We start from the raw sequence: 26,787 nt of genomic DNA on the forward strand, positions 1-26,787 counted from the left end.
CTTACATTCAACTCGTCGGTAACAACGGTGCACAGCCGAAATAAGGGATGATCTCATGGCAGATTCCCCCAACTTATCGGATACCTCCGCCCCGCCCGGCAGAGACGGCGGCAGCGAAGACGCGGGAGGCGGCCGCGTCCGCTGGCGCCGCTTCGCCGTCCTGACCGTCCCCGCCATCGCCGTGACCGCGGGCCTCGGCATCGCCCTCGCGCAGGGCGCGCTCGCCGCCTCCTTCGCCGTGTCGGGCCAGCAGTTCAAGGTGTCGGCGACGAGCCTGGAGGGCGAGGGCTTCGCCCAGTACGGCAGCATCGATGTCAACGCCCGCGAGGAGCTCATCCCGGTGGCGGTCACCGCCATCAAGGAGGCCAAGCTCCACAGCCTCTGCCAGTCCGTGGTGACCACGCTCCCGGTCGTCGGCGACATCTCGCTCAACCTCACCGCGGGCAAGAAGGCCCCCGTCGAGGCCAGCAACCTGTTCGTCGACGCCACCCAGCTCTCCGGTGACGCCGTGTTCAGCAACATCGAGATCGGCCGCGACGCCTCCACCCTCGACAAGGGGCCGGCGGAAGCCGTGGGCATGCAGGACCTGTTCGCCCAGCAGGCGGACACCGTCAGCATCACCGATCTCCAGCAGACGGCCTGGGCCACGAACGCGGGCACGTTCAAGCTCTCCGGGCTCAGCATGAACATCAGCAAGGGCAAGAAGGAATGCTTCTGAACCTCTGGCGGCGGTGGCGGCAGTGGCGTCGGGGCAGGCCGTTCTGGGGAGGGTTCTTCGCCGTCCTCGCCGGGGCGGAGATCTGCGCCCTGCCGCTCGCACCGCTGAAGGTGATGCTCCAGCAGGGCATCGCGGGCATCCCGTCCGTCCTGATGGGCATCGTCATGATCGTGCTCGGCCTCACCGCCTGGTTCTCGCCCGCGCAGCGCAGCCTCGCCGGTGTCCTCACCACGCTCATCGCCACCGCCGCGCTGGTCATGTCGAACCTCGGCGGTTTCCTGATCGGCACCCTGCTCGGGATCCTCGGCGGCGGGCTGATGTTCGCCTGGCAGCCGAACGCCGCCGCCCGGCGCCCCTCCCCCGAGCCGCAGTCCCCCACCCCCACAGGAACCACCTCCACCGGAACCTCCACCGGACCCGTCTCCACCGGACCCACCCCAACCGGCACCACCGCGCACCCCGATCCCCAAGGAGCACAGCCATGAGCCGCACGCGTACCGCGCTCGCCCTCGGGTTGGCCGCCGCCGGAGCGCTGTCGGTGGCCTCGGTCACCGCCACCGCCGCGCCCGCGCCGCTGGCCGGATCGACCACCGTCACCCCGGCCGGGCATTCGTTCAATGCCACCCTCAGCGGCAAGGCCACCCTCAAGGCCGGTTCGGTGACGGTGACTTGTACGGTCTCCGTCTCCACCGGCACGGTCCCGGCCGCGCCCGGGAACCAGAACTCCTCCGGCCCCGTCTCCTCTCCGATCTCCCCGCCGACGTACAGCTCCTGCACCTCCAGCATCTGGGGAGTGACCCCGACCGTCACCACCAGCGGTTCCTGGTCGGTGTCGATGCAGAACGGCTCGCCGATCACCGCCACCATGACCGTCCCGGTCGGCGGCCTCGTCGTACAGACGTCCGGCCTGGCCACCTGTACGGTCACCGCCGCCCCGACCGCCCCGGCGAACGTCGCCGGGACCTGGGCGAACGGCGCCCCGCCGAGCCTGACCTTCACCAACGCCTCCGTGCCGGTCACGGTCACCGGCGGGTTCGGCTGCCCGACCAGCGCGACCTCGTCCGTCTTCAACGCCGTGTACAAGGTCACCGACACGACCGACCCGGCGCAGCAGATCACCGTCGGCCCCTGACGGCCCGCTGCGGCCCTCCTGCGAAAGGGGGCGCAGCCGAGGAGGCCCGCCGGCCCCGGATCGCTCCGGGGCCGGCGGGCCTTCCCGCACGCACGGCCGGATCCTCAGCGGTGCGCCGGGAACTCCACCACCTGCTGGTAGGTCGGCCGGTTCTGCCAGTTGATCTGCGGGTGGCTCAGCCCGCCCACCGGGCGCTGCACGATCGAGTCCGCGCACCACTGGTTGCCGGCCGCGCAGGTCCCGTCGGCCGGGTAGACGGACGCCGGGGTGGCGGCGGCCGCCTGCCCCAGCGTGGCCGCCATCGCGTCCCGGCACGCGGACAGCGAGCCGCCTCCGCAGTACGCCTTGGCCAGCGGACCGGCCACCGGACGCCCGAGCACCGTCCGCAGGTCCTTGTCCGCGTAGCTCCACCAGCCGTACTGGAACGCCGACCCGGCATGTGAACCAGTGGGCCCGTGGCCCGCGTTGGGTGCTTCGTCCACGGTCAGCGAGGCCCGCAGGGCGTCGTACAGCGGCGCGCCGAGGCCCGGCTTGAACTCGGCCTCGATCAGCAGTGGCCACCAGGCGTCCATGATCCGGACGGCGTCGGCGTGCGCGTACGCCTTCGAGCCCTGCGCGGTCTCCTTCCGCTCCGTTCCCGACGCCTGCCACGCGGCCAGCTTGTCGACGGCGGCGGCCACCGCCGGATCGGTGACCGGCCCGCTGCGCAGTACCGCCAGCAGCTCGGGCAGCAGGTTCTCGGCCCGCAGGTCGGTGACGGCCGCGTCCGCCATGGCCTGGGTGAGCTTGGCGCGGGTGACCCCGCCCGCGGCGACGAGCGGCGCCACCCGCCGGTCGAGGAGGTCGCCCCGGTGCACGGAGCCCATGCCGAAGCCCGCCGCGCCGTACTTCTTGGCCTGCTTGTTGTTCCAACTGATGTAGTAGTCCTGCCCGATGGACTGCGGGTGCTCCGCGGGCGGGGTGTAGGCGGCGGTGTTGGCCACCGGGTCGAAGCCCTGCCACTCGTAGCCCTGCTTGCCCGCGATCGGCAGCGCGGCGTCGACCCCGGCGGGCCGGACCGGGTTCAACCCGCTGTTGTAGTACGCCGCTTCGCGCGCGTCGGCGTAGAACCAGTTGAAGGCGTAGCCGATGTGCTGGGCGGCCTGCTGGAACGTACGGGCGTCCGTCACGTACGAGGGGTCGTTGAGCATCTGGAAGCCGATGATCGAGTCGGCCTCGTGGCGGTACGTGGAACGCAGCGCGGTGTAGGCCACGGGCTTGCCCGCGATGGTGGCGCGGTGGGTCACGATGCCGTAGTTCGTCCGCCAGGCCTGCATCCGGTACGAGCCGTTCGGCGTCGGGTCGGCCACCGAGGACTTCCAGGCGTTGGTGCGCTCCAGCTTCTCCATCGGGGTGCACGTGCCGCGGTAGAGGTACGAGGCGCTCGCGGTGGTCGGGGTCCCGCCGCCCGGCTCGCACAGCTCCACGGCGAAGGTGTCGGTGATGTCCTGCCCGGCGGAGGTGGCGCTCCAGGCGTAGTCCTGGCCGCGGCCGAGCTGGACGTACATGCCCACACCGGCGAAGGAGGCGCCGCGGGCGCTGATGCCGGGTCCCTGGATCTCCTGGAGCATGAGGAGCTGGGGCGCGAGATAGCCGGTCTGCGGGCCGAAGACGGCGACGGGGTGGCCGCTCGCGGTCTTCGCCCCCGAGACGAGCAGGGCGTTGGACATGCTCTGCTTGACCGGCTTCGGCGGGTTCGCGGCGGCCGCCGTGGCCGCCGCTCCCGTACGGTCGTACACGAGCTGCTCGGCGATGACCGATCCGGGGTCCGGGAGCGCGGTGCCCTGCGGGTTCACGGGCTTCTGCGCGTACGGGAAGCTCGTGCCGTCGTGGACGGTGAGCACGGCCTCGGGGTCGTCGCGCTCGCGGAAGGACTCCCAGACCCGGGTGCCCTCCTCCAGGCCGTACTTCTGCTGCGCGGAGAGCAGGGAGAGCGCGGCCTGCACCTCGCCGCCGCCTCCGCCTCCGAACAGCCCGCCGACGACGGAGGCGAGGGCGATCAGGTCGGTGATCTTGAACGGCTGGATCTCGCCGGCGTTGGTGATCGAGTCGATGTGGCCGGTGAGCACGTACTCCCCGGGGAAGTAGCGGCCGTTCTTGGACTGGACGCGGTAGGCGTTGATCCCGTCGACGTACGCCTGCGCGTCCTCCATCGCGAGCCTGCCGCGGTCGCCCTCGGTGGTGCGGATCCGGTCCACCTGGGCCTGGAGGTCGGCCTCGGTGTACGGGGCCTGCGGCCAGAACTGCTGCTCCAGCCCCTGGTTGGCGAGGGCGCCGCCGGCGAACGGGGTCAGGTCGCCGCGGCCGACGTGGCGGAAGAGGTCCATCTGCCAGAGCCGGTCCTGGGCGGCGGCGAAGCCCGCGCCGTAGGAAGTCCCGTAGCGGGTGGTGCCCTTGATGTGGGGGACGCCGCTCTTCTTGTCACGGGTGATGGTGACGTCGGAGCGCGGACTGCTCGTCGACTCGACCTGGCCGGCGGGGACCCCGAACGACGCGTCGTTGAAGAAGTCGTTGACCTTGGCGTCGGTGAGACCGGGGTAGCCGGCCACCAGCGAGTCGTAGCGGGCCAGTTGGTCGGAGGCGTGGGAGGGCATCGTGCCGAACGCCTTGTGCAGGAGGATCTGGGCGAGGGTCGCGTTGCCGTTCTGGCCGGGCGGCAGGATGTCCGCGCACTGGCCGCCGCAGTAGTCGGCGACGGGCAGCGGGACGGGGTCGGCGGACGGCGCGGCGGCCGCGGACGCGAGCGGGGAGAGCAGGGCCGCGCCGAGGACGATCACCCCGGCGGCGACGGCAGTTCTCAGGCGGGCGGTGGGACGTCGCATGCGTGCTCCTCCGTGGGGCGGGAAGCGGTCACGGGGGAGGGTACTGGCGGGTCTACCACTCAGTAAGATGAACGACCGTCACTTTTGAGGGGAGTTGGCGCCGAGCCCCGGTCGACGGCATAAATGCGTTGCCGGACGTGCGGGATGTCGGAGAGGGTCGCTGTCATGTCACAGAAAGAGCGCCAAGTGGCCGACCTCTTCTCCGGCGGGCGGCTCATCGCCGTCCCGCGCAAGGCCGCCCGCCGCGGGCAGCTGCTCGCCCACCTCGCCGAGACCCTCTTCGAGGAGGGCCGGACGTACACGGAGCCCGAGGTGAACGACGCGCTGCGCACGGTGCACGAGGACTGCTCGGCGCTGCGGCGCCATCTGATCACCTCGGGCCTGCTGACCCGCACCCGCGACGGCAGCAGCTACCGGCGGGCCGGTGCCGCGGCCTCCGCCGCAGCCGGTACGTCCGCTATCCCCGGTACGTCTCCAGCAGCCTGAGCCAGATCTCGCTGATCGTCGGGAACGCCGGGACCGCGTGCCACAGCCGCGCGATCGGCACCTCCCCCGCGACCGCGATCGTCGCCGCGTGCAGCAGCTCGGCCGCGCCCGGGCCGACGAAGGTGGCCCCGAGGAGCACTTCCCGGTCCAGGTCGACCACCATCCGGGCCCGGCCCCGGTACCCGTCGGCGTACAGGCCGGCGCCCGAGACCTTGCCGAGGTCGTAGTCGACGGCGCGGACCCGGTGGCCCGCCCGCTCGGCCTCCGCGAGGGTGAGGCCCACCGCGGCCGCCTCCGGGTCGGTGAACACCGCCTGCGGCAGGGCCTGCGTATCGGCGGTCGCGGCGTGCGCGCCCCACCGGCCGGTGTCGAGCGCGGAAGCGCCCGCCGCGCGGGCGGCGATGGCGGCCCCGGCGATCCGGCCCTGGTACTTGCCCTGGTGGGTCAGCAGCGCACGGTGGTTCACATCGCCGACGGCGTACAGCCAGTCGTGGCCCTCGACCCGGCAGCTCTCGTCGACCGGGATCCAGCCCCCGGGCGTCAGCCCGACGGTCTCCAGCCCGATGTCCTCGGTGTGCGGGGAACGGCCGGTCGCCATCAGCAGCTCGTCCCCCTCCAGGATCTCCCCGCCCTCCAGTACGACCTGGACCGGCCCTGTCGAGCCGTCCCGTACGACCGCCTCGACGGAGACGTCCGTACGGACCACCGCGCCGGCTTCGCGCAGCGCCTCGGCGACCAGCTCGCCGGCGAAGGGCTCCATCCGCGGCAGCAGTCCGGAGCCGCGTACGAGGACGGTGACCCGGGAGCCGAGGGCCTGCCAGGCCGTGGCCATCTCCACGGCCACCACGGAGCCGCCCACGATCAGCAGCCGGCCCGGCACCTGCCCGGCGGAGGTGGCCTCGCGGCTGGTCCACGGCCGCGCCCCGGCGAGCCCGGGCACGTCCGGGATCACGGCGCGGGTGCCGGTGGCGACGACGACGGCGTGCCGGGCGGCAAGCACCACGTGCTCGCCCTCGGGGCTGGTGACGGCGACCTTGCGGACGCCGTAGAGGCGGCCGTGGCCCCGGTAGAGATGGGCGCCGGTCGACTCGACCCAGTCGACCGCGCCGTCGTCCTTCCAGCTGGAGGTCCAGTAGTCGCGGTGCGCGAACACGGCCGACGCGTCCAGCGGCCCCTCCACGGATCCCGCGAGCCCGGGCACCCGGCGGGCGTCGGCCCTGGCCAGCGCGGGGCGCAGCAGCGCCTTGCTCGGGACGCAGGCCCAGTACGAGCACTCGCCGCCGACGAGCTCGGCCTCCACCAGGGCCGTGCTCAGCCCGGCGGCGCGGGTCCGGTCCACGATGTTCTCGCCGGCCGGCCCCCCGCCGAGCACCACGACGTCGTACTCCACCGCTTCCGACACAGTCACCATCCGTGGTTCCAGGGGCTCTTGTTTCCCTGTCACCTTACGTGCGGACCGTGGGGCCCGCCGCAGACGCGCGGCGGCGTGGCCGGCGCGTCGTCGGGGCATCGGGGCGACGCGGCGGACCGGCGGCGCTCAGGCCTCCGCGGTACCCGCCTGGCCGTCCTGCTGCGTCGCGGCGATCTTCGCCCGCACCTCTTCCATGTCCAGCGAGCGCGCCTGCCCGATCAGGTCGGTCAGCGCGGCCTCCGGCAGCGCGCCGGGCTGCGCGAAGATCGCCACCTGGTCCCGGACGATCATCAGCGTCGGGATCGAGGTGATCTGGAAGGCGGCGGCCAGCTCCTGCTGCGCCTCCGTGTCCACCTTGGCGAACACCAGGTCCGGATTGGCCTCGGAGGCCTTCTCGTAGACCGGGGCGAACTGGAGGCAGGGCCGGCACCAGCCCGCCCAGAAATCGATCAGCACGAACGGGTTCTCGCTGACCGTCCGGTCGAAGTTCTCCTTGGTGAGCTCGACAGTAGCCACGGTTCCAGACCTCCTGATTGCCTTGTATGCACCTTGAACGATCGGCTCGCCCCGCGCATTCCGCCGCGGCGCGCGTGCGGGCGGGCCGCGGAAAGTCCGCGGCCCGCCCGCACCTGCCGCCTCAGAAGGGGTGCCCCGCCGGAGTCGAGCGGACCGTCGTCCAGCGCAGTTCCGTGAACGCGTCCAGGTTCGCCTCGCCGCCGAACCGGGCCCCGGTGCCGGAGGCGCCGACCCCGCCGAAGGGGGCCACGGCCTCGTCGTTCACGGTCTGGTCGTTGACGTGCGCGATCCCGGTCGGGATCCGTTCGGCCAGGTCCATCCCCCGCGCCGCGTCGCGCGTCACGATCCCGAGGGACAGGCCGTACGGACCGGCGGCGGCCAGGGCCACCGCCTCCTCCTCCGTCGCGAAGGAGCGTACGGGCGCCACCGGGCCGAAGACCTCCTGCACGTAGGCGGGGGTGTCGTCGGCGACGCCCGCCAGCACGGTGGGCCGGTAGAAGAGGTCCTCGTACGTGCCGCCGGCGACGAGCTTGGCCCCCTGCTCCGTGCTGGCCCCGACCAGGGAGTGCACCCGCTCCAGCTGGCCGCGGTCGATCAGCGGCCCCAGGTGCACCCGCTCGCGGTACGGGTCCCCCACCGCCAGCGCCTCGGCCCGTGCGGCGAGCCGCTCGACGTACTCGTCGTACAGCGAGGCGTGGACCAGGTGCCGGCCGGCCGTCATGCAGATCTGGCCCTGGTGGAAGAACGAGCCCCAGGAGGCCTGCGCGACGGCTGCCTCGACATCGGCGTCCTTCAGCACGACGAGGGCCGAGTTCCCGCCCAGCTCCAGGTGCGCCCGCTTGAGATGACGGCCCGCCAGCTCCCCGACCAGCCGCCCGGCGGCCGTGGACCCGGTGAACGACACCACCCGGACCAGGGGATCGGCGACCACCGCCGCCCCGGTCCCGGCGCCCCCGGGCAGCACGTGCAGCAGCCCGTCCGGCAGTCCGGCGGCCGCGAAGACGGCGGCGAGCGCGAGGCCCCCGCTCACTGCGGTCCGCGGGTCCGGCTTGAGCAGCACCGCGTTGCCGAGGGCGAGCGCCGGGGCGACCGAGCGGATCGACAGGATCAGCGGCGCGTTGAACGGGGCCACCACGCCCACCACCCCGGCCGGGACCCGGCGGGTGAAGGACAGCCGCGGCGCCTCGCTCGGCAGCACCTGCCCGGCCGGGCGCGAGGCCAGCGCCGCGGCCTCGTAACACTCCTGGGCGGCGACGTGCAGCTCGAAGTCGGCCTTGCCCGGTATGGAGCCCGACTCCCGCACCAGCCAGTCGCGCAGTTCCCCGGCATGGGCGGCGAACAGGTCTCCGGCGCGGCGCAGGACGGCGGCCCGCTCCATGTGCCCGGCCCGCCCCCAGTCCTCCTGGGCTGCCCGGGCCCGCAGGGCGGACTCGGCGACATCTGCGGGCGCGGCCAGGGCGAGGGTGGCCAGGGTGAGGCCGGTGGCGGGTTCGACGACCGGGGCGGAGCCCCCGGTGAGGGTCGGTCCGTCCTGCCAGAGCGTCGGATCGAGGAGCGGCATGGCGCGGGGCCTCCGGTGGGGATGGGCGGGGCGGGGGGCGGCAGCACGCGCCATCGTGCCAGACCGGAGGCACCACATCTGTTCAGTTATTGGGCAGTTGACGCGCCACCGTGACCGGAAACGATCGACGGCGGTGCGGTGTACGGGAGTTCAGGGAGCCGGCTCAGCGCTCCAGGACGAGCGCGATGCCCTGCCCGACCCCGATGCAGAGCGTGGCCATGCCCGTGCCCGAGCCGGCCGCTGCCAGCTGGTGCGCCACCGAACCGGCCAGCCGGGCCCCGGAGGCGCCGAGCGGGTGGCCGATCGCGATGGCACCACCGCGCGGGTTGAGCACGGCCGGGTCCAGCTCCGGCCACGCCGCGACGCAGCCCAGCGCCTGGGCCGCGAAAGCCTCGTTGAGTTCGAGCGTGGTCAGATCGGCCAGGCTCCGGCCGGCCTTGGCGAGCGCGTTCCGCACGGCGTCGACCGGGCCCAGACCGAAGAGCTGCGGCTCGATGCCGGTGACCGCGGAGGCACTGATCCGGGCGAGCGGCTCCCGGCCGGTGGCGGCCAGCCCCTCCTCGTCGGTCAGCAGCAGCGCCGCGGCGCCGTCGTTGAGCGGGGAGGCGTTGGCTGCCGTGACCGTACCCGTGCCATCGGACCGGAAGGCGGGCTTCAGGCGGGCCAGCGACTCGGGCGTGGAGCCCTCCCGGATGCATTCGTCGCGTACGAGGTCCACTCCGGGGTACGCGACGACCTCGTCCCCGTACTGTCCGGCGGCCCAGGCGGCCGCGGCCTTGCGGTGGCTCTCCAGGGCGAAGAGGTCCTGGGCCTCGCGGGTGATGCCGTGCTTCTCCGCGATGAGTTCGGCGCCCTCGCCGAGCGAGCCCGTCCACTGCGCGGGCATGCGCGGGTTGGTCATCCGCCAGCCGAGGGTGGTGGACCACATCTGCTGGTGGCCGGCCGGGAAGGGGCGCTCGGGCTTCTGCACCACCCAGGGGGCGCGGCTCATCGACTCCACGCCGCCCGCGATGGCGACGGAGGCGTCGCCCAGCGCGATGGCCCGGGCGGCCTGGATCACCGCTTCGAGACCCGAACCGCAGAGCCGGTTGACGGTGACCCCGGGGACGGACACCGGGAGCCCCGCGAGCAGGACGGCCATCCGGGCCACGTCCCGGTTGTCCTCGCCCGCGCCGTTGGCGTCGCCGAAGACCACGTCGTCGATGCGGGCGGGGTCGAGGTCGGGCGTACGGTCCACCAGCGCGCGGACGACGTGCGCGGCGAGGTCGTCGGGGCGGACCCCGGCGTAGGCTCCGCCGAACTTGCCGATCGGGGTGCGGACGGCGTCGACGACGTAGACGTCGCGGACACCGCGTCCGTCGCGGGCGGTGCGGATGCTCATCGGGGCTCTCCTGGGCGGATCCGTACGGGCGGCGCCGGGGTGGTGCCGGGGTCGGCACCCGGTGCGGCGCCGGGCGCGCCCGGTGGGGCGCGCCCGCAGTCTCCGTCCGCAGGTCACCGGCTGTCAACGGCCCGCTGTCGGCCAACGACCGGCCGTTCCGTCGGTGCGGTCCCGGAGCCGCAGCCACGGGCCGGCCGACACGGACCGGTCGGCACGGACCGGTCGGCACGGACAGTCCGACGCGGACAGTCCGACGCGGCGCGGTCGGCACGGACAGGCCGACACGGCACGGTCTACACCGGCCACCCGACACCGGCCGCCCGACACGGGCCGGGTCCACACCGGCCGGCTCACGGCACGGTCGCGACGGACCCGTCCGCACGGGCCGGTCACCACGGACCCGTGGTCACGCGCCCGCCGTCACACGCCCGCCGTCACAGGCCTGCCGTCACACGCCCGCCATCACACGCCCGCCGTCACGGGCCTGCCGTCAGGTCGACTCCCGCCGGATGGCCACGGCGGAGATCAGGTCGTGCCGCCGCGTGATCTCGCCCGGCTCGCGCACCGCCCGGTCCACCAGCTCTGCCAGGTGGTCCCCGGTCGGCAGCTCGATCTGCACCGTGCTCAGCCGGGGCCGCAGCAGCCTGCCGATGAGCAGGTCGTCCGCGCCGATGACCGCGACGTCCTCGGGGACCCGCAGCCCCTCGTCCAGCAGGGCGCGCATCAGCAGCATCGCGTACTCGTCGTTGTACGCGAACACCGCGTCCAGGCCGAGGGAGGGCCAGCTCGCCGCCAGCGCGGCGGCCGACTCCTCCGAGTAGGCCATCGGCAGCGGTTCGATCTCTGCGCCCGCGACCGAACGGGCACCCTCCAGCCGGGGGGTGGAGAAGAGCTCCATCCCCTCCTCCTCCGGTACGACCACGCCGATCCGCCGGTGGCCCCGCCCGACGAGGTGGGCGGTGGCCCGGGCGCCGACCTCGCTCTGGTCCAGGACCAGCGCGTGGGCCCCGGGGACCCCTACCGGGCCCATCGTTATCACCGCGCGCGCCCCGGCCCGCTTCAGCGTGGCCACGTTGTGCGCGGACAGGGTGATCTCGCCGAGCGAGATCACCGCGACCGGCCGCAGCTCGGCCCAGGCGCGGGCCGCCTCGTCGCCGCTGAGGCCGAGGCTGCCGTACTGGACCACGGTGTAGTCGAGGCGGCGCAGCGACCACTGGAGCTCGTTGAGGAAGGCGCTGTAGAGCGGTCCGATCGGCACGTGCGAGGTGGGCAGCAGCACGATGCGGGTGTGCCCGGCGCGCAGACTGCGGGCGGCGGCGTGCGGTACGTACCCGAGCTCCTCGGCGGCGCGGCGGACCTTGCGGCGGGTGGGCTCGCTGATCCGCACGGCTTCCGCGTTGTTGAGGACGTAACTGACGGTCGCGCGCGACACGCCGGCGAGACGGGCCACGTCGGCGCTGGTCGGCACGGGGGCCGGCTGCGGCGGTTTCGATGACTGTGACATTGCCGTGGCATCTTTCCAGACCGATTGCACCCGGGGGCTAGCGGATGGCCGGAAACGGATGCTACACAGTGGTTACACGATTCATTGACACGTGTAACCCGGGCGTCACATCCCCTTCCCCGGGTCCGCGCAGCACGTGTCCGACCGTGTCCCCGCCGTGCCGCCGCCCTGTCGTGTTCCGACGCACCCCCGCCGTCACGGCAGGGCGGCGCGCACCCTCCCCGCACCCCTGTGTGCACTGCTTCCCCACACCTCCCGACGCCCCCTCCCACACCTTTCACCTCAGCTTCACCACACCCTCATCCGCACGAAGAACCCGCCCAGGAGGGCACCGTGGCCCTTTCCTCCTCCGGCACCGGCACCACCGGAGCCACCCCCGACGACGCGTCCGCCGCACCCGACGCCACCGGCCCCCGGCGCGCTCCCGGACGCGGACTGTTCCCGCTGCTGCTGGTCGGGAACAGCGCGATGTACTCGCTCTACATCGGCGTCGCCGGCGTCCTGCTCGCCCTCCAGGTCGAGGGCGTCGACCCGGCGAACAAGGTCTCCAACTTCGGCCTGATCGCGGGGGTCTCGGCGATCTTCGCCACGATCTTCAACCCGGTCGCCGGCGCCCTGTCCGACCGCAGCGGGCGGCGCAATCCCTGGATCCTGGGCGGCGGGATCGCCGCCGTACCGGCGATGTTCCTGCTCGGCGCCGCCGACACGATCCTGCTGATCACGATCGCCTGGTGCCTCGGCCAGGCCGTCATGAACGTCTACCAGGCCGCGATCACCTCCGTGGTCCCCGACCGGGTCCCGATGTCCGCGCGCGGCAAGGCCTCAGCCGCCGTCGGGCTCGGCCTGCCCTTCGGCTCCACCGCCGGCGCCCTGATCGGCGCCGCGTTCTCGGAGGACTACCGCACCGGATATCTCGTCTTCGGCGCGATCGTGGCGGGCGCCGCGGTCCTGTTCACCGCCTGCACCCGCGAGGAGCGGCTCCCGGCACGCGCCCCGCTGCCGGTCAAGGAGCAGCTGGCCGCCTTCACCGGCGCCCTGCGCGACCACGACTTCCGCTGGGCCTTCATCGGGCGGGCGCTGCTCGTCCTCGGGTACTTCGCGGTCAGCGGGTACCAGCTGTAGATCCTCCAGGACCACACCGTCCTGCCCGACGGCATGAAGCCGGAGGCGGCGGTGGCGGTGCTGATGCCGCTGACCAGCGTCACGATGGTCGTCTCCACGGTCCTCGGCGGGTACCTCTCCGACCGGCTCGACCGCCGCAAGCTCTTCGTCGGCGCCTCCGCCCTGCTGTCCGCCGTCGCGCTCGTGATCCCGGCCGTGTCGGACAGCTGGACGGCGATGCTGGCCTTCGCGGCCGTCAACGGGCTCGCGTTCGGCTCGTACATGGCCGTGGACACGGCGCTCGTGACGATGGTGCTCCCGAAGGCGGAGGACGCGGCCCGCGACATGGGCGTGCTCAACATCGCGAACGCGGCGCCGCAGATCATCGCGCCGTTCATCGCCTCGGTGATCGTCTCACTGAGCGGCGGCTACACCGCGCTGTTCATCGTCGCGGCGCTCCTGGCGGTGGCGGGCGCACTGGCCGTGAAGCCGATCCGCAGCGTCCGCTGAGCTTCCGGGTTCCCAGACATCCGCGGCATCCGAAACATCCGAGAAGGGCACCACCGTGAAACTGCACACCCGCACCTGGGGCGAGGGCGACCGCGTCGCGCTCCTGATCCACGGCATGATGGCCGACCACCGGACCTGGCGCCGTGTGGGGCCCGCACTCGCCGGGCGCGGCTACCGCGTCATCGCCGTGGACCTGCGCGGCCACGGCGCCAGCGGGCGGGGCGAGTACGGCCCCGAGCTGTTCGCGCGGGACCTGGTCGAAACCCTCCCGGCCGGCGCCGACCTCGCCATCGGGCACTCGCTGGGCGGGCTGGCCCTCTCGCTGGCCCTGGACCGGCTCAGGCCCGAGCGGGCCGTGTTCTCCGACCCGGCCTGGCACCTGGCCGCCCCGGTGGAGGGGATGGGGCCGGAGATGTTCGCGCAGTTCAAGTCCGCGCCCAAGGAGCGGATCCGGGCGATGAACCCGCGCTGGGAGGAGGCGGACGTCGACATCGAGCTGGAGACCCTGGCTCTGTGGGACGAGGGGACGGCGCTGAGCCTGACCTCGCTGTTCGGTACGGACCTGCTGCCGGCGGCGCCGGTTGTCCCCTCGCTCGTCCAGCTCGCCGACCCGAGCTTCCTCATCTCCCCGGAGCGGGCCGCGCTGCTCGAGGAGCGCGGCTTCGAGGTGCGGTCCGTGGCCGGCGCCGGACACACCATCCACCGGGACGACTTCGACGGGTTCATGGCCTCGCTGGAGGGCTGGATCCAACCGCTCTAGCCGCCCTCGGGCCTTCCCCGTTACCTTCGGTCCTACCGAGCGGTAACGGGGAGGTCCGATGTCGGTGACGTCGTCAGGTACGCAGGCTTCGACCGTGTCCGGCGGGTTGGTGGAAACGGCGCGGGCGCTCGCCGAAGGAGGCCTCAGCGCCCGCCGGCTGGCGGAGGAGGCCCTGGAGCGGATCGCCGCCGCGCAGCCCGTGCTCAACGCCTTCCGGATCGTACGCACCGCGGCCGCGCTCGCCGAGGCCGACGCCGCCGACCGGCGCCTGGCCGCCGGAGAGCGGCTCCCGCTGCTCGGCGTGCCCGTCGCCGTCAAGGACGACATGGACGTGGCCGGGGAGCCGACCGCGTTCGGCTGCGCCGGGGAGTTCCCCGCGAAGAGCGCCGACAGCGAGGCCGTACGAAGGCTGCGCGCCGCCGGCGCGATCATCATCGGCAAGACCCAGACGCCGGAGCTGGGCCAATGGCCGTTCACCGAGGGCCCGGCGTTCGGCGAAACCCGCAACCCGTGGAACCCGGCGTACACGCCCGGCGGTTCCTCCGGCGGCTCGGCCGCGGCCGTGGCCGCGGGACTCGTCCCGGCGGCCCTCGGCTCCGACGGGGCGGGCTCGGTACGGATCCCCGCGGCCTGGACCCATCTGGTGGGCGTCAAACCGCAGCGCGGGCGCATCTCCACGTGGCCGGAGCCGGAGTCGTTCCACGGGCTGACCGTCAACGGCGTGCTGGCCCGCAGCGTCGCCGACGCGGCGCTCCTGCTCGACGCGGCGAGCGGCCCGCACGCCGGGGACCGGCACCACCCGGCCCCCGTCTCGGCGGTGGAGGCCGCCCGCCGCACGCCGAGGCGGCTGCGCATCGCCCTGTCGTTCGGGATGGCTTTCACCGCGACGCCGAAGTCCCTCGACCCGGAGGTCCGTTCGGCGGTGGAGCGACTGGCCGGGCGGTTGGAGTCACTGGGCCACGAGGTGGTACCGGAGGACCCGCGCTACGGGCGGATCGGCCTGACCTTCGTGCCCCGGGCGACCAGTGGCGTACGCGACTGGGCGTCCCGGGTGCCGGATCCCGCTCTGCTGGATCCGCGCACGCACGAGTCGATGCGCACGGGCCGGATCCTGGGCGGCCTGCCGCTGCGGGCGTCCCGCCGTGCGGAGACCCTGCTGCGGCGGCGGGTCGGGGAGATCTTCGGCCGGTTCGACGTGGTCCTGACCCCGACGACGGCCACTCCCCCGTTGCGGATCGGAGCCCTGGCGGGGCTGGGAGCGATGGCCACGGACCGGGCGATGATCGCGGCCTGCCCGTACGCCTGGACCTGGAACGTCCTGGGCTGGCCGGGGGTGAACATCCCGGCGGGCTTCACCACCGAGGGCCTCCCCCTGGGAGCCCAGCTCCTGGGCCCGGCCGACTCGGAGCCCCTGCTCCTGTCCCTGGCGGCCCAGGCGGAGGCGGCGGAGGCCTGGACGGCCCGCCGGCCGGCCGGGTGCTGAGCGGGGCGCGGGGACCGGCCGCCCTCAGAGGTTCTGGCCGCCGGAGGCCCCGATGTTCCGGGCGGGCATGGTCGGTGAAGCGGGTGCGGGTGGCGCGGGGCGCGACGGAGTCGACGCGGATGCCGCGCGGGCTGAACTCCTTGGCCGTGTCACGGGCCAGTACGGTCATGCGCCCTCCAGCGACGCGTAGACGGAGTACCCGGGTGCCGTCACGTGCGCGAGCGCGGAGTTGCTCGTGGCGTTCACGATCGCGCCGCCGTCGGCCATCAGCGGCAGCCGCGCCCGGGCGAGGAAGAACGGCCGCTTGAACAGGCCGCGGGTGAGCCGGTCGAACATCTCCTCGGTGGTGTCCTCGGTCATCGACTCCCCCGCGAAACCGGCGTTGTTGACGAGGTGGTCGAAGGTGTCGCGCTGCCAGGTGGTGCGCAGAGCCTCGGCCACGGCCCGGCGGAACGCGGGGAAGCGCGCGGTGTCGGCGATCGCCGGGGGCAGTGCCACGGCGGTGCCGCCCCGCTTCTCGATCTCGGCGACGGCGACCACGCCCCCTGCTGGTTGGAGCCGTACGTGAGGAGGGCTCCGGTACGGGCGCGCACGGAACGGCTCGGCAGCACGGCGTCCTGGCCGGGCGACGCGCCGAACCGCCTGCGGTACTCGCGGCTGAACTGCGACGGGCTCTCGCAGCCCACGCGGAGGCTGACTCCGGTGACGTCACCGGAGCGCGTCGCCGGCATCAGCCGTGCTTCCGAGAGGCGGATCTGCTTCTGGCAACGGATCGGGCTCATCGCCGTCACCGTCTGGAACCTGCGGTGGAAGGCTGAGACGCTCATGCCGGTGAGCCGGGCGGCGAGCACGGCCCGGTCGCGGGGGCGGTCCGGCAGGCGCAGCAGCCGGGTCACAGCGTCGAGCAGCTCCGGCGGGGGCGTCGCCGACCGCGATGGCCGGGTGCGGGCCGCCCGGGATCCGCCCGGCGCCACCCGGCTCGGCCAGCAGCAGCTCGGCGACGGCGGCCGGCTCCAGGGTCTGCCCGAAGCCGAGGGCCGGCGCCTCGGGGCCGTCCTCGGTGAAGTTGCCGATGACCGGCAGGTCCGCCGAGGCGACGAGGTGCTGGCCGGCCCCGTACTCGTACACCCGCTCGCCCGGTGCCGGCCGCTTGGTCCCCTGGGCGACGACGATTGCAGCACAGCCGTCCCCGCGCGGGGGTGTGTACGCGTATCCGTCCGCGGTGGACGGCCCTGGACTCAGCGGGCGCGGCCGAAGAGCCGCTTCAGGAAGGACCGGGGCTTCGGGTCGCCCTGCGGCGCCGCGACGCGGGACGCCCGCGCCTCCAGCTCGGCCGTGATGCCGGTGCGGCGTTCCTCGTCGTCCTGCGGGGTCCGTGCGTCGAACTCCACGGCCGCCTTCAGCATCATCTCCGCCAGGTCGAGGAAGGTCTCGTCCAGCCACGGGCAGGCGAGCACGAGGCGGCACAGCGGGGCGAGGCTCGTGGCGTCGCGCTCCCGCCAGGCCTTGCCGACCGCCATCATGCGTTCGACGAGCCGTGCCCCCACGTCCTCGCGGGCTTCCGGGTCCGCCCAGGCCGTGGCGAGGAGTGCGAAGCCGGCGGCTTCGTTGGTCCAGTCCTCGGCTCCGAAGAGCAGGTCGAGGAGCAGGGCCCTGCGGCGGGAATCCTCCCAGGGCTCGTCCGCCCGGTGGTGCGCCAGCCCGAGGCAGGCGAAGGTCTGTACGGCACGGACCCACATCTCGGGCTGCCGGCCCAGCAGGTACGCCCCTTGCTCGTCCTCCCGGGGAAGCGGCGGGTGCACGCATACGGCGAGCAGGTCCTCGGGATCGAGGCCGGAGAGCCGGACGGCGTGGTCGTACGCGGCGACCGGCGCGGGCCAGGCCGGCTCGGCGACGTCGCGTACGAGTTCCGCCGCCTCGGCGGAGGGCGGGTCGAGGGCGGGACGCGCGTCGAGCCCCTCGGGACCCTCGAACCGCCACAGGGGCGTGTCGGGCCGGTACTGCGGAACCCGGGGGTCGGGCTCGGCCGCCGACTGGTAGTCGATCTTCGAGTTCGGGAAGCCCATGCGTACGGCGAGCCGCGTGCTGGGCGCCTCCAGGGCGGAGCTGAGCAGCTCGATCTCGTGATCGCGGGCGGTCTCGGGGTTGGCCAGCATCTGGTGCAGCACGTTGACGCTCGCCTCGGAGGCGGGGTGCACGTGGCCGAGCCACGGCCGGTCTTCGCACAGCTCGGCCAGGAGGGCGGCGGCGTAGCCGTGCTCGGGATGGGAGCGCAGATGGTCGGAGAGGTCCAGCAGGCTCCCCGTACCGCCGTCGACGGCGTGGCGCAGGGCGAACGACGCGGGCAGGGCCTTGGGGTGGTCCGGTGCGAGGGCGAGGCCGCGGTCGAGCCGGGCGAGGCCCTCGGCGGGGCGGTGCAGTCCCGGTGGAGTTCGGCGACGTCCACGTACAGGTCCACGTCGGAGGGGTCGCGGGCGATCTCCGCCTCCCACACGGCCAGGGCCTCGTCCGGGCGTCCGGCGGCGCGCAGTGCGCCGCCGAGGACGACGGCCTGCCAGTGGCCGGGGTCGAGGTCGCGGGCGTGCTCGGCCCATGCGACGGCCACGGCCGAGTCTCCGAAGCGGCGGGCCAGGGTGGAGCCCACGGTGTGCAGCAGCGAGTGCCCGGGGTGGGCGCTCACGCAGGCCCGGACCAGGGCGTAGAAGGGTCCGACGCCTTCGCGGAGCTGCGGCGGGAGCGGCTCGGGCAGGGTGCGTACGAGTACGGCGACGGCCTGCGTGACGGCGTCCGGCGGGACCCGGCCGGGCAGATCGGGGTCGGCCAGCCAGGCCACCTCGGCCCAGGGGCGCCCGGGGTCGGCGCCGATCACGGAGGCGAGTGCCGGCAGGGCGGAGTCCCATCGGCCGGCGGCGGCGTGGAGCTGGGCGATGCAGGCGACCGTGCCGATGTAGGGCTCGTCCGCGGAGAACAGCTCCAACGCGGCAGCGGGGCCGCCCGCGGCCACGGCGAGCTCGGCGAGGGCTTCGTAGGCGTCGGGGAGTTGGGGGGCGGCGGTCAGGGCATTGCCGAGATGCGCCGCCGCGTGCCGCAGGTCGCCGCTGTCGATGGAGAGCCGCGCCACCGCGACCTCGCCCTCGGCCTCGAGCCGCTCGTCCATGTCCGTGTCTCCCCCGCCTGGCAGTCGCCCCGACGGTAGCCAACGCCCCGGCGGCCCCCTTCCACGGGGTCGGATTTCCGAAAGAAATATTGCGCAACTTATGTTTCACATCTACGGTGCAGGCATGCGACCCAAGCCCGAGCCCGAGCAGATCACCGACCTCTCCCGGTTGAAGGCCTTCACCAACCCGCTGCGGATGCAGCTCTACCGGCTGCTGTACGCCGCCGGCTCGGCGACCGCCACCCAGCTCGCCGAGCAGGCCGACCAAGCGCCGTCACTGGTCAGTTACCACCTGCGCAAGCTGGCCGAGCACGGCTTCGTGACCGAGGCCGGCGGCCGGAGCACCGACGGCCGCGAGCGGTGGTGGCAGGTGGCGTCCGAGGACGGCTGGGGCTTTCGCGGGTCGGACTTCGCGGGCACGCCCGAGGAGGCCGCCGCCGTCGGCGCGGTGACGCGCGCGATCCACGACACCCGCACCGCCCAGTACGGCACGTATCTCGACCAGAGCGCCGGCTGGGGCAAGGCCTGGACCGACGCCGCCTTCAGCTCCGAGTGGATGCTCGACCTGACACCCGCCGAACTCGCCGAGATGAACGCGGAGTTCGAGGTGGTGACCCGGCGCTGGCGGGAGCGCGGCCGGGCCGCCAAGGCAGCCGGCGCGACGGAGGACCGCGAGCACGTGCCCGTGCACCTGTACGGCTTCCCCTTCCGGCCCTGACGCCGCCCGTCCCCGACTCTCCGGAGCCCGCCTTGACCGCCCCGCCGACCGCCCTGCCCGAATCCGTCGCCCCGCCCGCCCACCGCGACGGCAATGTGCTGCGCTGGCTCGCCGCGTACACCGCCTCCCTCGTCGGCGACAGCGTGTACTTCGTCGCCCTCGGCTGGTCCGCCCAGAAGGCCGCCGGCCCCACCGAGGTCGGGCTCGTCATGGCCGCCGGGGCGCTGCCGCGGGCCCTGCTCATGCTCGGCGGAGGTGTGCTGGCCGACCGGCTCGACCCGCGACGGGTGGTCCTCGCCAGCGACGCGCTGCGCTGTCTGCTCGTCCTCGCGGTGGCCGCCGCCATCGCGCTCACGGCCCCGGCCCTGTGGGTCCTGGTGGTGGTGGCGCTCGTGTTCGGCGCCGTGGACGCGCTGTTCATACCCGCCGTCGGGGCTCTCCCGCCACGGATCACCAGCTCCGATCAGCTGGCCCGCGTCACCGGGATGCGGTCCCTGTCGATGCGCCTGAGCCAGATCGTGGGCCCGCCGATCGGTGGACTGGCCATGGGTTTCGCAGGCGTGGCGGCCGCTTTCGCCGTCGCCGGTCTGCTCTTCGCCCTGTCGCTGCCGCTCCTGCTGGCGCTGCGGATACGGACGGGGACCACCGGAGCGGGGGCCGGGCAGCCGCCGGCTCCCGGCACCGCCTGGAAGGAACTGCTCGACGGGCTGCGCTACGTCCGCCGCCACCGCCTCATCGGCCCGCTCGTCGCCGCCGGCGCCCTTTGCGAACTCGGCCTCACCGGCACGCTCGGCGTGGGCATGGTGCTGCTCAACGCCGAGCGCGGCTGGGGGCCTTCGGGCTACGGCTGGATCGTCAGCGGTTTCGGTGCGGGGGCCGCGACGAGCGCCGCGCTCTTCGCGACGGCCGGCCGACTGCCCCGCGCCGGCCTGATGCTGGCCGGGTCCCTCTTCGCGGGCTGCGCGGGTGCTGCCGCCATCGCGCTGGTGCCGACGCTGTGGACCGCCGTGGTGCTGGCCGCAGGCGTCGGGCTGGCCGCGGGCGTCTTCGGCAGCCTGGACAGCACCCTCGTACAGGCCGCGGCGGACCCCGCCTATCTCGGCCGGGTGACCTCCGTCGTGATGCTGACCATGGTCGGCCTCGCACCCCTGAGCTACCCGCTGGTCGGCGCGGCCATCGGAGCGTGGGGGGCCGCACCCGTGTTCATCGGGTGCGCCGTCTTCGCCTGCCTGGGCGTGGTGATCGTCCTGTCCTCCGAAGCGGTGCGGCGCGCCGAACTGCCCCGGCGGAACTAGGTCGTGTCGTCAAAGTCCCGTCTGGTCGGCGGGGCCTGGCACGCACGCTCGCCGCGTTGTCGTCGGTCATCGACACTCCGCGTCGATTCCCTCCTCCGCCTTGCGATCGCACGCACCAGGCCCCGCCGACCCCCGCCCTCTCGGGCGGCCGACGCCACTTTGACGACACTCCCTAGGGGGTACGGCCGGTCGTGGAGGCGAAGCCGAGCCAGGTGTGGCGGTTGCCCCACCAGCACCAGCCGACCTTCGGGGCGTTGCGCCGCTCGCGGCCGTCGCGTCCCGTGCCGTTGCTGATCCAGATCGCCGGGGTACGGGCGTCCAGGGTGCCGTTCGGCTTGCGCAGCCGGGAGCCGATGGTCATGAAGCAGCGGTTTCGCTCCAGCGCCGCCGGCTGCTGGAGCACCCAGTGGATGCCCTCGCTGAGCAGCAGCGGAGTGCGCTCGTCCCCGGTCAGGGCCAAAAGCGCCTCCTCCGGGCTCCAGTTGGACATGTGGTCGCCGCGATCGAGGCCGGTGACCACGTAGAGCGGGGCGTCGGGCACCTCCAGGACATCGAGCGGGGCGAAGCCGTCGACGTCGGCCATGTCGGTGACGACGAAGCCCGGCCTGCCGTCGCGGCGGAGCAGCGGAGCCAGCGCGGAGGCCGGGGCGCGGTCCGGATGGACGGCGAGCAGGCCTGCGCCCCTTCCCGCGTCCTTGGCGGAGGCGAACGCGCGCAGCTCATCGGCGGGAATTCCCGCGAGTTCGTGCACCCCGAGCTCGATCAGGCGCTCGGCCTGGGCGGCGAGCGGCGCAAGAGCGGGCACGACGGGCTGGGACGAGGTTTCGGGTACGGCTACGAGCACGGCACTCCTGCGGGTCGCGTTCAGAGCAGCGGACCCCGGAGCAACGAGACGGCTCACCGGAAGGTTCCCGGCAGGACAAAAGGAAAGGCAAGGAGGTCACGCACTCCTTGCCACTCTCAACATATAGCGCACCGGTGGGCTTGCGGCAAGGGCCCCGTCGTGCCGCACAATCGTCGGCCGAGACCAGAACCTGCCGAAATCAGCGATTCGCGCAGAACATGTGCCGTTGTCGACGTACCCGGGGTTTTCATGATGGACGTGATCGTGGTCGGCGGCGGGCCGACCGGCCTGATGCTGGCCGGCGAGCTGCGGCTGCACGGCGTGCGGGTGCTCGTACTGGAGAAGGAGAGGGAGCCCACCCGGCAGTCCCGCGCGCAGGGTCTGCACGTGCGCAGCATCGAGGTGATGGACCAGCGCGGCCTGCTGGAGCGGTTCCTGGCGCACGGGCGTCAGTTCACGGTCGGAGGCTTCTTCGCCGGCCTCGGCACCTCCTGGCCGGAGGGGCTGGACACGGCGCACTCGTACGTCCTCCACATCCCGCAGGAGATCACCGAGCGGCTGCTGGCCGAGCACGCCACCGAGGTCGGTGTCGAGATCCGGCGCGGCCGCGAGCTGGTCGGACTGAGCCAGGACGAGCACGGCGTGAGCGTCGAGCTGGCCGACGCCACGCGGCTGCGCGCCCGCTACGTCGTGGGCTGCGACGGCGGTCGCAGTACGGTGCGCAAACTGCTCGGAGTCGGCTTCCCCGGCGAGCCCTCCAGGGTCGAGACGCTGCTGGGTGTGATGGAGCTGACCGAAGCTCCGGAGACGATCGCCGCCGTGGGGGCCGAAGTCCGCGAGACCCGGATGCGGTTCGGCGCCATGCCCCTGGGGGACGGGGTCTACCGCGTGGTCGCGCCCGCCGGGGGCGTGGCCGAGGACCGTGCCACGCCGCCGACGCTCGACGAGTTCAAGCAGCAGCTGCGCGCCTTCGCCGGCACCGACTTCGGCGCGCACTCGCCGCGCTGGCTGTCCCGTTTCGGCGACGCCACCCGGCTGGCCGAGCGCTACCGGGTCGACCGTGTGCTGCTGGCCGGAGACGCGGCGCACGTCCACCCGCCGACCGGCGGACAGGGGCTCAACCTCGGCATCCAGGACGCGTTCAACCTCGGCTGGAAGCTGGCCGCCGAGATCGCCGGCTGGGCACCGGAAGGGCTGCTGGACAGCTACCACGCCGAACGCCACCCGGTGGCCGCCGCCGTACTGGACAACACCCGCGCTCAGACGCAGCTGATGTCGAGCGGGCCGGGTCCGCAGGCGGTGCGCCGGCTGCTGGCGGAACTGATGGCCTTCGGGGAGGTGAACCGGCACCTGATCGAGAAGATCACCGCGATCTCCGTCCGCTACGACTTCGGCGGGAGCGACGGGGGCGTAGGCGACGCGGGCGGGGAAGACCACGAACTGCTCGGCCGGCGGATGCGGGACGTGACGCTGGGGCACGACCGCCTCTACGAGCTGATGCACGGCGGCCGCGGCCTGCTGCTCGACCGGACCGGCCGGCTCTCGGTGGCGGGCTGGGCCGACCGGGTCGACCACGTCGTCGACGCCGGCGGGGAACCGGACGTGCCCGGCATGCTGCTGCGGCCGGACGGCCACGTGGCGTGGGTCGGTGACGACCAGCGGGATCTGCTCGGCCACCTGACCAAGTGGTTCGGCGCCGCAGCCGACTGAGCACGCGGCGCCGCACGCGGCCCGGCACGCAGCCGCGCGCGGCCGACCCCGCGATCACCCCCGCGCGCTCCTCCGCCGGGGTGGTTCCCGGGGCCGGGCCGGCGCGGTACGGCACGTCTCGCGGGGCGCGGGCGCGCTCCCGTACGAAGCTGTGCGCTGCTCCCTGCACCCCGCGAGGCCGGAGGTTCGTACGCCCATGACCCACGCACACCTGAGACCGGCCCGACGGCGGCGCCGCGGACCCGGCGGGACGACCGGGGTACTGGCCGCCGCGCTCGGCCTGGCACTCGTACTCGCGCTGCCCGGCTCCGCGCTGGCCGCCCCCGGCGACCTGGACCCCTCCTTCGGACCCGACGGCCGGGTGGTCACCCCGTTCCCCGGGTACGCGGAAGGACACGACATCGCGCGGCAGGCCGACGGCAAGCTGGTCGTGGTGGGCCTGAACGAGGGCGACTTCGCACTCGCCCGGTACAACGCCGACGGCGGCCTCGACTCCGGCTTCGCCGGGGACGGTACGGTGACCGGCGACTTCGGCGGCGGCGCCGATACGGCCAACGCGGTGGCGATCCAGCCCTCGGACGGGAAGATCGTCGTGGCGGGCACCACCGAGGTGATCGCGGAGGAGGGCGGCGGCTGCTGCTTCTTCTCCGTGGCCCGCTACAACACGGACGGCAGTCCGGACACCGGCTTCGGCGACGGCGGCCTCGTACGGGTCGAGGAGTTCGGCGGGTCCGCGGACGGCGCCGACGTGGCGGTCCAGCCCGACGGCAAGATCATCGCCGCCGGCAAGGGCGGCGGCGGCGGCTTCGCCCTGGTCCGCCTCGACACCGCCGGAAATCTGGATCCGAACCTCGGCGGCGACGGCGCGGTCGTCGCGGGCTTCACGCCCGCCTCGCCCCAGGACGCCGGCGGCATCGCCCGCCGCATGGCCCTCCAGCCGGACGGCAAGATCGTCTCGGTCGGGTACGTGGGCAACACCAATTTCGACATCGGCGTGGCCCGCTACCTGCCCAACGGCACCCTCGACGCCACGTTCAGCGGTGACGGCATGGTGACCGCGAACTTCGGCGGCACCGAGTTCGGCAACGCCGTGGCGGTGCAGCCGGACGGCAAGATCGTCGCCGCGGGATCGGGCGGCGTCGGCGTCGCCCTGCTGCGCTACAACGCCGACGGCAGCCCCGACGGCGGCTTCGGCACCGGCGGGCGCACCTCGGTCCACTTCCCCGGCGACGGCGGCGGCGCGAACGCGTTGGCGCTCCAGCCGAACGGCAAGATCGTCATCGCGGGGCAGGCCGACGACCCGAACAGCCAGGAGGCCAACGACTTCGGCCTGGCCCGCTTCAACACCAACGGCACGGTGGACACCGGCTTCGGCGGCGACGGTTTCGTGGTCACGGGCTTCCAGGACTGGGACGACGCCCGCGGGGTGCTCGTACAGCCGGACGGCAAGATCGTCGCCGCGGGCTTCGGGGCGGGCTTCGCCTTCGCCCTCGCCCGCTACCAGGGCGGCGACGGCGCGACTCCGCCCCCGCCGCCGAGCGCGAACCTGTCGGTGACGCAGACCGGTACGGCCGCCGTGAGCATCGGCGACCGCGCCTCGTACACGGTGACGGTCTCCAACTCCGCGGCCTCCACCGCGACCGCGACCGGTGTGACCCTCTCGGACACGCTCTCCGGAGCCGGCGTGGGCCTGACCTCGGCCGCGGCCTCGCAGGGTACGTGCACGACCACGGCGACGGGGGCCAGCTGCGCCCTCGGCTCCCTGGCCCCGGGCGCGAGCGCGACGGTCACGGTGACGGGCGAGCCCCGGGCCACCGGTACGGTCACGAACACGGCCGTAGCGAGCGCGACGCAGCCGGACCCCGTGACCTCCGACAACACGTCCGCGACGACGACTTCGGCGAACAACGCCCACGGCTGCACGATCATCGGCACCACCGGGGCCGACACGCTGACCGGCGGCTACTTCACCGACGTGGTCTGCGGCCTCGGCGGCAACGACACCGTCCGCGCGGGCTACGGGAACGACACCGTCTACGGCGGCTACGGCAACGACAACCTCGACGGCGGCCAAGGCAACGACACCGTGAACGGCGGCCCGGGCAACGACACCCTGACCGGCGACTACGGCAACGACCGCCTCACGACCACGGACGCCGTCTCCGGCAACGACACCGCCAACGGCGGCCCCGGCACGGACACCTGCACCACCGACCCGGGCGACACCCGCATCAGCTGCCCCTGACCCCGCCCCTCGCCCGGAGAGCCGTCGCCACCCCCATGGCGACGGCTCTCCCCCGTCGGAACCGCACGACCGACGTCAGCGTCCTTTCACGCATCTGCAAGATCACGAACGCTGAGAGGGACCTGCCCATGACAGGAACGGCTGCCCGCTACCTCTACCTCGCGCGGCACGGGGAGGCTACTGCCGACGAGAGCGAGCTCACGGCGAGCGGGCGCCGTCAAGCCGCTCTCCTGGGCGAGCGACTTGTGCACAGTCCGCTGTCCGCCGTCTACCACGGCCCGCTTCCCCGGGCGGCGCAGACCGCACGGCTGATCCACGACCGGCTCGACGGCGTTGCCCTGGAGGAATCGAAGCTGGCCGGCGACTACATCCCGTACATGCCGCAGAGGGAGGAACTCCCGTCGGTCTCGGCCGACGCCACGCTGGCCCACCTGTCACAGTTCTCGGCCGAGGAGCGCGAAGGAGGTCCGGAGCTGGCCCGCGCGGCTCTGGCCCGTTTCGCACGACCTGTCGACGGTGACCAGCCCCGTCACGAGCTGATCGTCACCCACAACTTCCTCATCGGCTGGCTCGTCCGGGCCGCCCTCGATGCGCCGAACTGGCGCTGGATCGGCCTCAACCAGGCCAACGCCGCACTGACCGTCATCCGGTACTCGCCCGACCGGCCCGCCTCCGTGCTCTTCTCCAACGACATGGCACACCTGCCCGACGAGCTGCGCTGGACCGGCTTCCCGCCCGAGCTCCGGGCCTGAGGGAGTTCGGGCGCGGTGTGGCCGGGGGCATCGCTCAGAACGTCCAGCGGGTGTGGGTGTAGACCCCGTCGTCGCGGCCGAAGCCGTAGGCCGTGGCCGGGTGGACCCCGAACACCACCACGTCGCCCTTGCGGAGCGCGTCCCCGATGCCGTGGAAGGTGCCCTCGGAGGAGGTGACGTGGGGGCCGTACTTCGTCTCGTACGCCGTGATCACCTGCTCCAGCAGCGCCGGATCGGCGACCTGTTCCACCGGGCCCTCGACCACGAGGTCGAGCCCCTCGGTGAGGGAGTTCCCCCCGGTGGTCAGCGCGCAGTGGCCGTTGTGGGCGAGGTTCTTCGCCTTCTGCTCGTCCGGGCCGGTCGAGAAGTACAGCGCCCCGTCGTGCCAGGCGGCGATCACGGGGGTGACGTGCAGTCGGCCGTCGGCCCGCACCGTGGACACCCAGAAGATCTCGGCGGCGTCCAACTGCCTCCGGGCCTCGGCCCAGTCGGTGGCGGTCACGTCCGCGGCGCCCGGGCGGGGGTTGAGGGCGGAGCTGTAGCGGGCGTCGAGTTCGGTCGTGGGGTGCTGCGCGGGTCCCTGTGCCGGTATGGCGGACCTCCCTTCCTCTCCCCGTAACGACCGGCCGCCCGCGCGGAAAC

At 73.4% G+C, this 26,787-nt stretch carries 24 protein-coding genes and 1 pseudogene; 14 read left to right on the plus strand and 11 right to left on the minus strand.

The genetic code is table 11. The annotated features are described in order from the left end of the window. The first annotated feature begins 55 nt into the window (after positions 1-55). The 3 genes from ACFXGI_RS17380 to ACFXGI_RS17390 are packed head-to-tail and all read left to right on the plus strand — an operon-like array spanning position 56 to position 1,850. Positions 56-718, plus strand: coding sequence for a DUF6230 family protein (locus tag ACFXGI_RS17380; protein ID WP_384706872.1), 663 nt, complete (start codon positions 56-58; stop codon positions 716-718). Further along, positions 709-1,203 carry a DUF6114 domain-containing protein gene (locus ACFXGI_RS17385; protein ID WP_384706874.1) on the plus strand — a complete coding sequence of 165 codons (495 nt, stop codon included), beginning with the start codon at positions 709-711 and terminating at the stop codon, positions 1,201-1,203. The genes ACFXGI_RS17380 and ACFXGI_RS17385 overlap by 10 nt, the downstream gene beginning before the upstream one ends. Then, positions 1,200-1,850, plus strand: coding sequence for a hypothetical protein (locus ACFXGI_RS17390; protein WP_384706876.1), 651 nt, complete (start codon positions 1,200-1,202; stop codon positions 1,848-1,850). The genes ACFXGI_RS17385 and ACFXGI_RS17390 overlap by 4 nt, the downstream gene beginning before the upstream one ends. 104 nt (positions 1,851-1,954) lie before the next feature. Here the strand turns inward: ACFXGI_RS17390 and ACFXGI_RS17395 are convergent, their stop codons facing one another. Next, positions 1,955-4,711: a penicillin acylase family protein gene (locus ACFXGI_RS17395; RefSeq protein ID WP_384706878.1), complete on the minus strand. Its 2,757-nt coding sequence runs from the start codon at positions 4,709-4,711 to the stop codon at positions 1,955-1,957. Between the two features lie 165 nt (positions 4,712-4,876). On the opposite strand from ACFXGI_RS17395, the gene ACFXGI_RS17400 reads away from it, so the two are divergent. Then, positions 4,877-5,197: a DUF2087 domain-containing protein gene (locus tag ACFXGI_RS17400; protein ID WP_384706880.1), complete on the plus strand. Its 321-nt coding sequence runs from the start codon at positions 4,877-4,879 to the stop codon at positions 5,195-5,197. Here ACFXGI_RS17400 and ACFXGI_RS17405 read toward each other — a convergent pair. The 5 genes from ACFXGI_RS17405 to ACFXGI_RS17425 all read right to left on the minus strand — a co-directional run bounded on the left by ACFXGI_RS17405 (position 5,169) and on the right by ACFXGI_RS17425 (position 11,570). Beyond that, positions 5,169-6,608 carry a dihydrolipoyl dehydrogenase family protein gene (locus tag ACFXGI_RS17405; protein WP_384706882.1) on the minus strand — a complete coding sequence of 480 codons (1,440 nt, stop codon included), beginning with the start codon at positions 6,606-6,608 and terminating at the stop codon, positions 5,169-5,171. The two genes, ACFXGI_RS17400 and ACFXGI_RS17405, sit on opposite strands and share 29 nt — an antisense overlap. Before the next feature lie 126 nt (positions 6,609-6,734). Further along, entirely contained in the window at positions 6,735-7,124 is a 390-nt protein-coding gene (locus ACFXGI_RS17410; protein WP_384706884.1) for a thioredoxin family protein, read from the minus strand. A 121-nt stretch (positions 7,125-7,245) separates the two neighbouring features. Further along, on the minus strand, positions 7,246-8,685 hold the full coding sequence (locus ACFXGI_RS17415; protein ID WP_384706886.1) for an aldehyde dehydrogenase family protein: 1,440 nt from the start codon (positions 8,683-8,685) through the stop codon (positions 7,246-7,248). Between the two features lie 163 nt (positions 8,686-8,848). Beyond that, complete coding sequence (locus ACFXGI_RS17420; RefSeq protein ID WP_384706888.1) at positions 8,849-10,066, minus strand: thiolase family protein; 1,218 nt, start codon at positions 10,064-10,066, stop codon at positions 8,849-8,851. Positions 10,067-10,556: 490 nt separating this feature from the next. Further along, entirely contained in the window at positions 10,557-11,570 is a 1,014-nt protein-coding gene (locus ACFXGI_RS17425) for a LacI family DNA-binding transcriptional regulator (RefSeq protein WP_384706890.1), read from the minus strand. Between the two features lie 333 nt (positions 11,571-11,903). Between ACFXGI_RS17425 and ACFXGI_RS17430 the strand changes: the two genes are divergently transcribed. Genes ACFXGI_RS17430 through ACFXGI_RS17445 form a run of 4 tightly spaced genes read left to right on the plus strand, consistent with a single transcriptional unit; the run spans position 11,904 to position 15,424 of the window. After that, entirely contained in the window at positions 11,904-12,692 is a 789-nt protein-coding gene (locus tag ACFXGI_RS17430; RefSeq protein WP_384706892.1) for an MFS transporter, read from the plus strand. 33 nt (positions 12,693-12,725) lie between these two features. After that, entirely contained in the window at positions 12,726-13,181 is a 456-nt protein-coding gene (locus ACFXGI_RS17435; protein WP_384706893.1) for an MFS transporter, read from the plus strand. A gap of 55 nt (positions 13,182-13,236) precedes the next feature. Further along, positions 13,237-13,941, plus strand: a complete 705-nt coding sequence (locus tag ACFXGI_RS17440) for an alpha/beta fold hydrolase (protein WP_384706894.1) — start codon at positions 13,237-13,239, stop codon at positions 13,939-13,941. Positions 13,942-13,999: 58 nt separating this feature from the next. Further along, the gene (locus ACFXGI_RS17445) at positions 14,000-15,424 is read left to right on the plus strand and encodes an amidase (protein WP_384706896.1); all 1,425 of its coding nucleotides are present in this window, start codon (positions 14,000-14,002) and stop codon (positions 15,422-15,424) included. Positions 15,425-15,589: 165 nt separating this feature from the next. Here the strand turns inward: ACFXGI_RS17445 and ACFXGI_RS17450 are convergent, their stop codons facing one another. The 3 genes and pseudogenes from ACFXGI_RS17450 to ACFXGI_RS17460 all read right to left on the minus strand — a co-directional run bounded on the left by ACFXGI_RS17450 (position 15,590) and on the right by ACFXGI_RS17460 (position 17,916). Then, the gene (locus ACFXGI_RS17450) at positions 15,590-15,964 is read right to left on the minus strand and encodes an SDR family oxidoreductase (protein ID WP_384706898.1); all 375 of its coding nucleotides are present in this window, start codon (positions 15,962-15,964) and stop codon (positions 15,590-15,592) included. 29 nt (positions 15,965-15,993) lie between these two features. Then, a pseudogene (locus tag ACFXGI_RS17455) lies at positions 15,994-16,666 on the minus strand (AraC family transcriptional regulator N-terminal domain-containing protein); the annotation flags it as partial. Beyond that, positions 16,663-17,916 (minus strand): hypothetical protein, encoded by a 1,254-nt coding sequence (locus ACFXGI_RS17460; RefSeq protein ID WP_384707099.1) that lies wholly within the window; start codon positions 17,914-17,916, stop codon positions 16,663-16,665. The gene ACFXGI_RS17460 and the pseudogene ACFXGI_RS17455, both read right to left, overlap by 4 nt. Between ACFXGI_RS17460 and ACFXGI_RS17465 the strand changes: the two genes are divergently transcribed. From ACFXGI_RS17465 to ACFXGI_RS17475, 3 genes are all read left to right on the plus strand, one after another. Continuing rightward, positions 17,850-18,620, plus strand: coding sequence for a hypothetical protein (locus tag ACFXGI_RS17465; RefSeq protein WP_384706900.1), 771 nt, complete (start codon positions 17,850-17,852; stop codon positions 18,618-18,620). The genes ACFXGI_RS17460 and ACFXGI_RS17465 overlap by 67 nt on opposite strands. An 85-nt stretch (positions 18,621-18,705) precedes the next feature. Next, complete coding sequence (locus tag ACFXGI_RS17470; RefSeq protein ID WP_384706902.1) at positions 18,706-19,299, plus strand: ArsR/SmtB family transcription factor; 594 nt, start codon at positions 18,706-18,708, stop codon at positions 19,297-19,299. Between the two features lie 32 nt (positions 19,300-19,331). After that, on the plus strand, positions 19,332-20,594 hold the full coding sequence (locus ACFXGI_RS17475; RefSeq protein WP_384706904.1) for an MFS transporter: 1,263 nt from the start codon (positions 19,332-19,334) through the stop codon (positions 20,592-20,594). Between the two features lie 172 nt (positions 20,595-20,766). On the opposite strand, the gene ACFXGI_RS17480 is transcribed toward ACFXGI_RS17475, so the two are convergent. Further along, complete coding sequence (locus ACFXGI_RS17480; RefSeq protein ID WP_384706906.1) at positions 20,767-21,438, minus strand: DUF5701 family protein; 672 nt, start codon at positions 21,436-21,438, stop codon at positions 20,767-20,769. A 249-nt stretch (positions 21,439-21,687) separates the two neighbouring features. On the opposite strand from ACFXGI_RS17480, the gene rox reads away from it, so the two are divergent. The 3 genes from rox (at position 21,688) to ACFXGI_RS17495 (ending at position 26,145) form a co-directional block, all read left to right on the plus strand. Next, the gene (rox, locus tag ACFXGI_RS17485; protein ID WP_384706908.1) at positions 21,688-23,148 is read left to right on the plus strand and encodes a rifampin monooxygenase; all 1,461 of its coding nucleotides are present in this window, start codon (positions 21,688-21,690) and stop codon (positions 23,146-23,148) included. A gap of 196 nt (positions 23,149-23,344) precedes the next feature. After that, positions 23,345-25,393, plus strand: a complete 2,049-nt coding sequence (locus ACFXGI_RS17490; RefSeq protein WP_384706910.1) for a calcium-binding protein — start codon at positions 23,345-23,347, stop codon at positions 25,391-25,393. Positions 25,394-25,521: 128 nt separating this feature from the next. After that, positions 25,522-26,145, plus strand: a complete 624-nt coding sequence (locus tag ACFXGI_RS17495; RefSeq protein ID WP_384706912.1) for a histidine phosphatase family protein — start codon at positions 25,522-25,524, stop codon at positions 26,143-26,145. A 34-nt stretch (positions 26,146-26,179) separates the two neighbouring features. On the opposite strand, the gene ACFXGI_RS17500 is transcribed toward ACFXGI_RS17495, so the two are convergent. Further along, positions 26,180-26,737: a pyridoxamine 5'-phosphate oxidase family protein gene (locus tag ACFXGI_RS17500; RefSeq protein ID WP_384707081.1), complete on the minus strand. Its 558-nt coding sequence runs from the start codon at positions 26,735-26,737 to the stop codon at positions 26,180-26,182. Positions 26,738-26,787 lie beyond the last annotated feature (50 nt).

The organism is Streptomyces sp. NPDC059355 (genome assembly GCF_042752335.1).
GTDB lineage: Bacteria > Actinomycetota > Actinomycetes > Streptomycetales > Streptomycetaceae > Streptomyces.

What these genes read in the sequence shown, in the direction of transcription:
- ACFXGI_RS17380 (WP_384706872.1), top strand. Translation starts at nt 56, where the DNA reads ATGGCAGATTCCCCCAACTTATCGGATACCTCCGCCCCGCCCGGCAGA.
- ACFXGI_RS17385 (WP_384706874.1), top strand. Translation starts at nt 709, where the DNA reads ATGCTTCTGAACCTCTGGCGGCGGTGGCGGCAGTGGCGTCGGGGCAGG.
- ACFXGI_RS17390 (WP_384706876.1), top strand. Translation starts at nt 1,200, where the DNA reads ATGAGCCGCACGCGTACCGCGCTCGCCCTCGGGTTGGCCGCCGCCGGA.
- ACFXGI_RS17395 (WP_384706878.1), bottom strand. Translation starts at nt 4,711, where the DNA reads ATGCGACGTCCCACCGCCCGCCTGAGAACTGCCGTCGCCGCCGGGGTG.
- ACFXGI_RS17400 (WP_384706880.1), top strand. Translation starts at nt 4,877, where the DNA reads ATGTCACAGAAAGAGCGCCAAGTGGCCGACCTCTTCTCCGGCGGGCGG.
- ACFXGI_RS17405 (WP_384706882.1), bottom strand. Translation starts at nt 6,608, where the DNA reads ATGGTGACTGTGTCGGAAGCGGTGGAGTACGACGTCGTGGTGCTCGGC.
- ACFXGI_RS17415 (WP_384706886.1), bottom strand. Translation starts at nt 8,685, where the DNA reads ATGCCGCTCCTCGATCCGACGCTCTGGCAGGACGGACCGACCCTCACC.
- ACFXGI_RS17420 (WP_384706888.1), bottom strand. Translation starts at nt 10,066, where the DNA reads ATGAGCATCCGCACCGCCCGCGACGGACGCGGTGTCCGCGACGTCTAC.
- ACFXGI_RS17425 (WP_384706890.1), bottom strand. Translation starts at nt 11,570, where the DNA reads ATGTCACAGTCATCGAAACCGCCGCAGCCGGCCCCCGTGCCGACCAGC.
- ACFXGI_RS17435 (WP_384706893.1), top strand. Translation starts at nt 12,726, where the DNA reads ATGAAGCCGGAGGCGGCGGTGGCGGTGCTGATGCCGCTGACCAGCGTC.
- ACFXGI_RS17445 (WP_384706896.1), top strand. Translation starts at nt 14,000, where the DNA reads ATGTCGGTGACGTCGTCAGGTACGCAGGCTTCGACCGTGTCCGGCGGG.
- ACFXGI_RS17470 (WP_384706902.1), top strand. Translation starts at nt 18,706, where the DNA reads ATGCGACCCAAGCCCGAGCCCGAGCAGATCACCGACCTCTCCCGGTTG.
- rox (WP_384706908.1), top strand. Translation starts at nt 21,688, where the DNA reads ATGATGGACGTGATCGTGGTCGGCGGCGGGCCGACCGGCCTGATGCTG.
- ACFXGI_RS17490 (WP_384706910.1), top strand. Translation starts at nt 23,345, where the DNA reads ATGACCCACGCACACCTGAGACCGGCCCGACGGCGGCGCCGCGGACCC.
- ACFXGI_RS17495 (WP_384706912.1), top strand. Translation starts at nt 25,522, where the DNA reads ATGACAGGAACGGCTGCCCGCTACCTCTACCTCGCGCGGCACGGGGAG.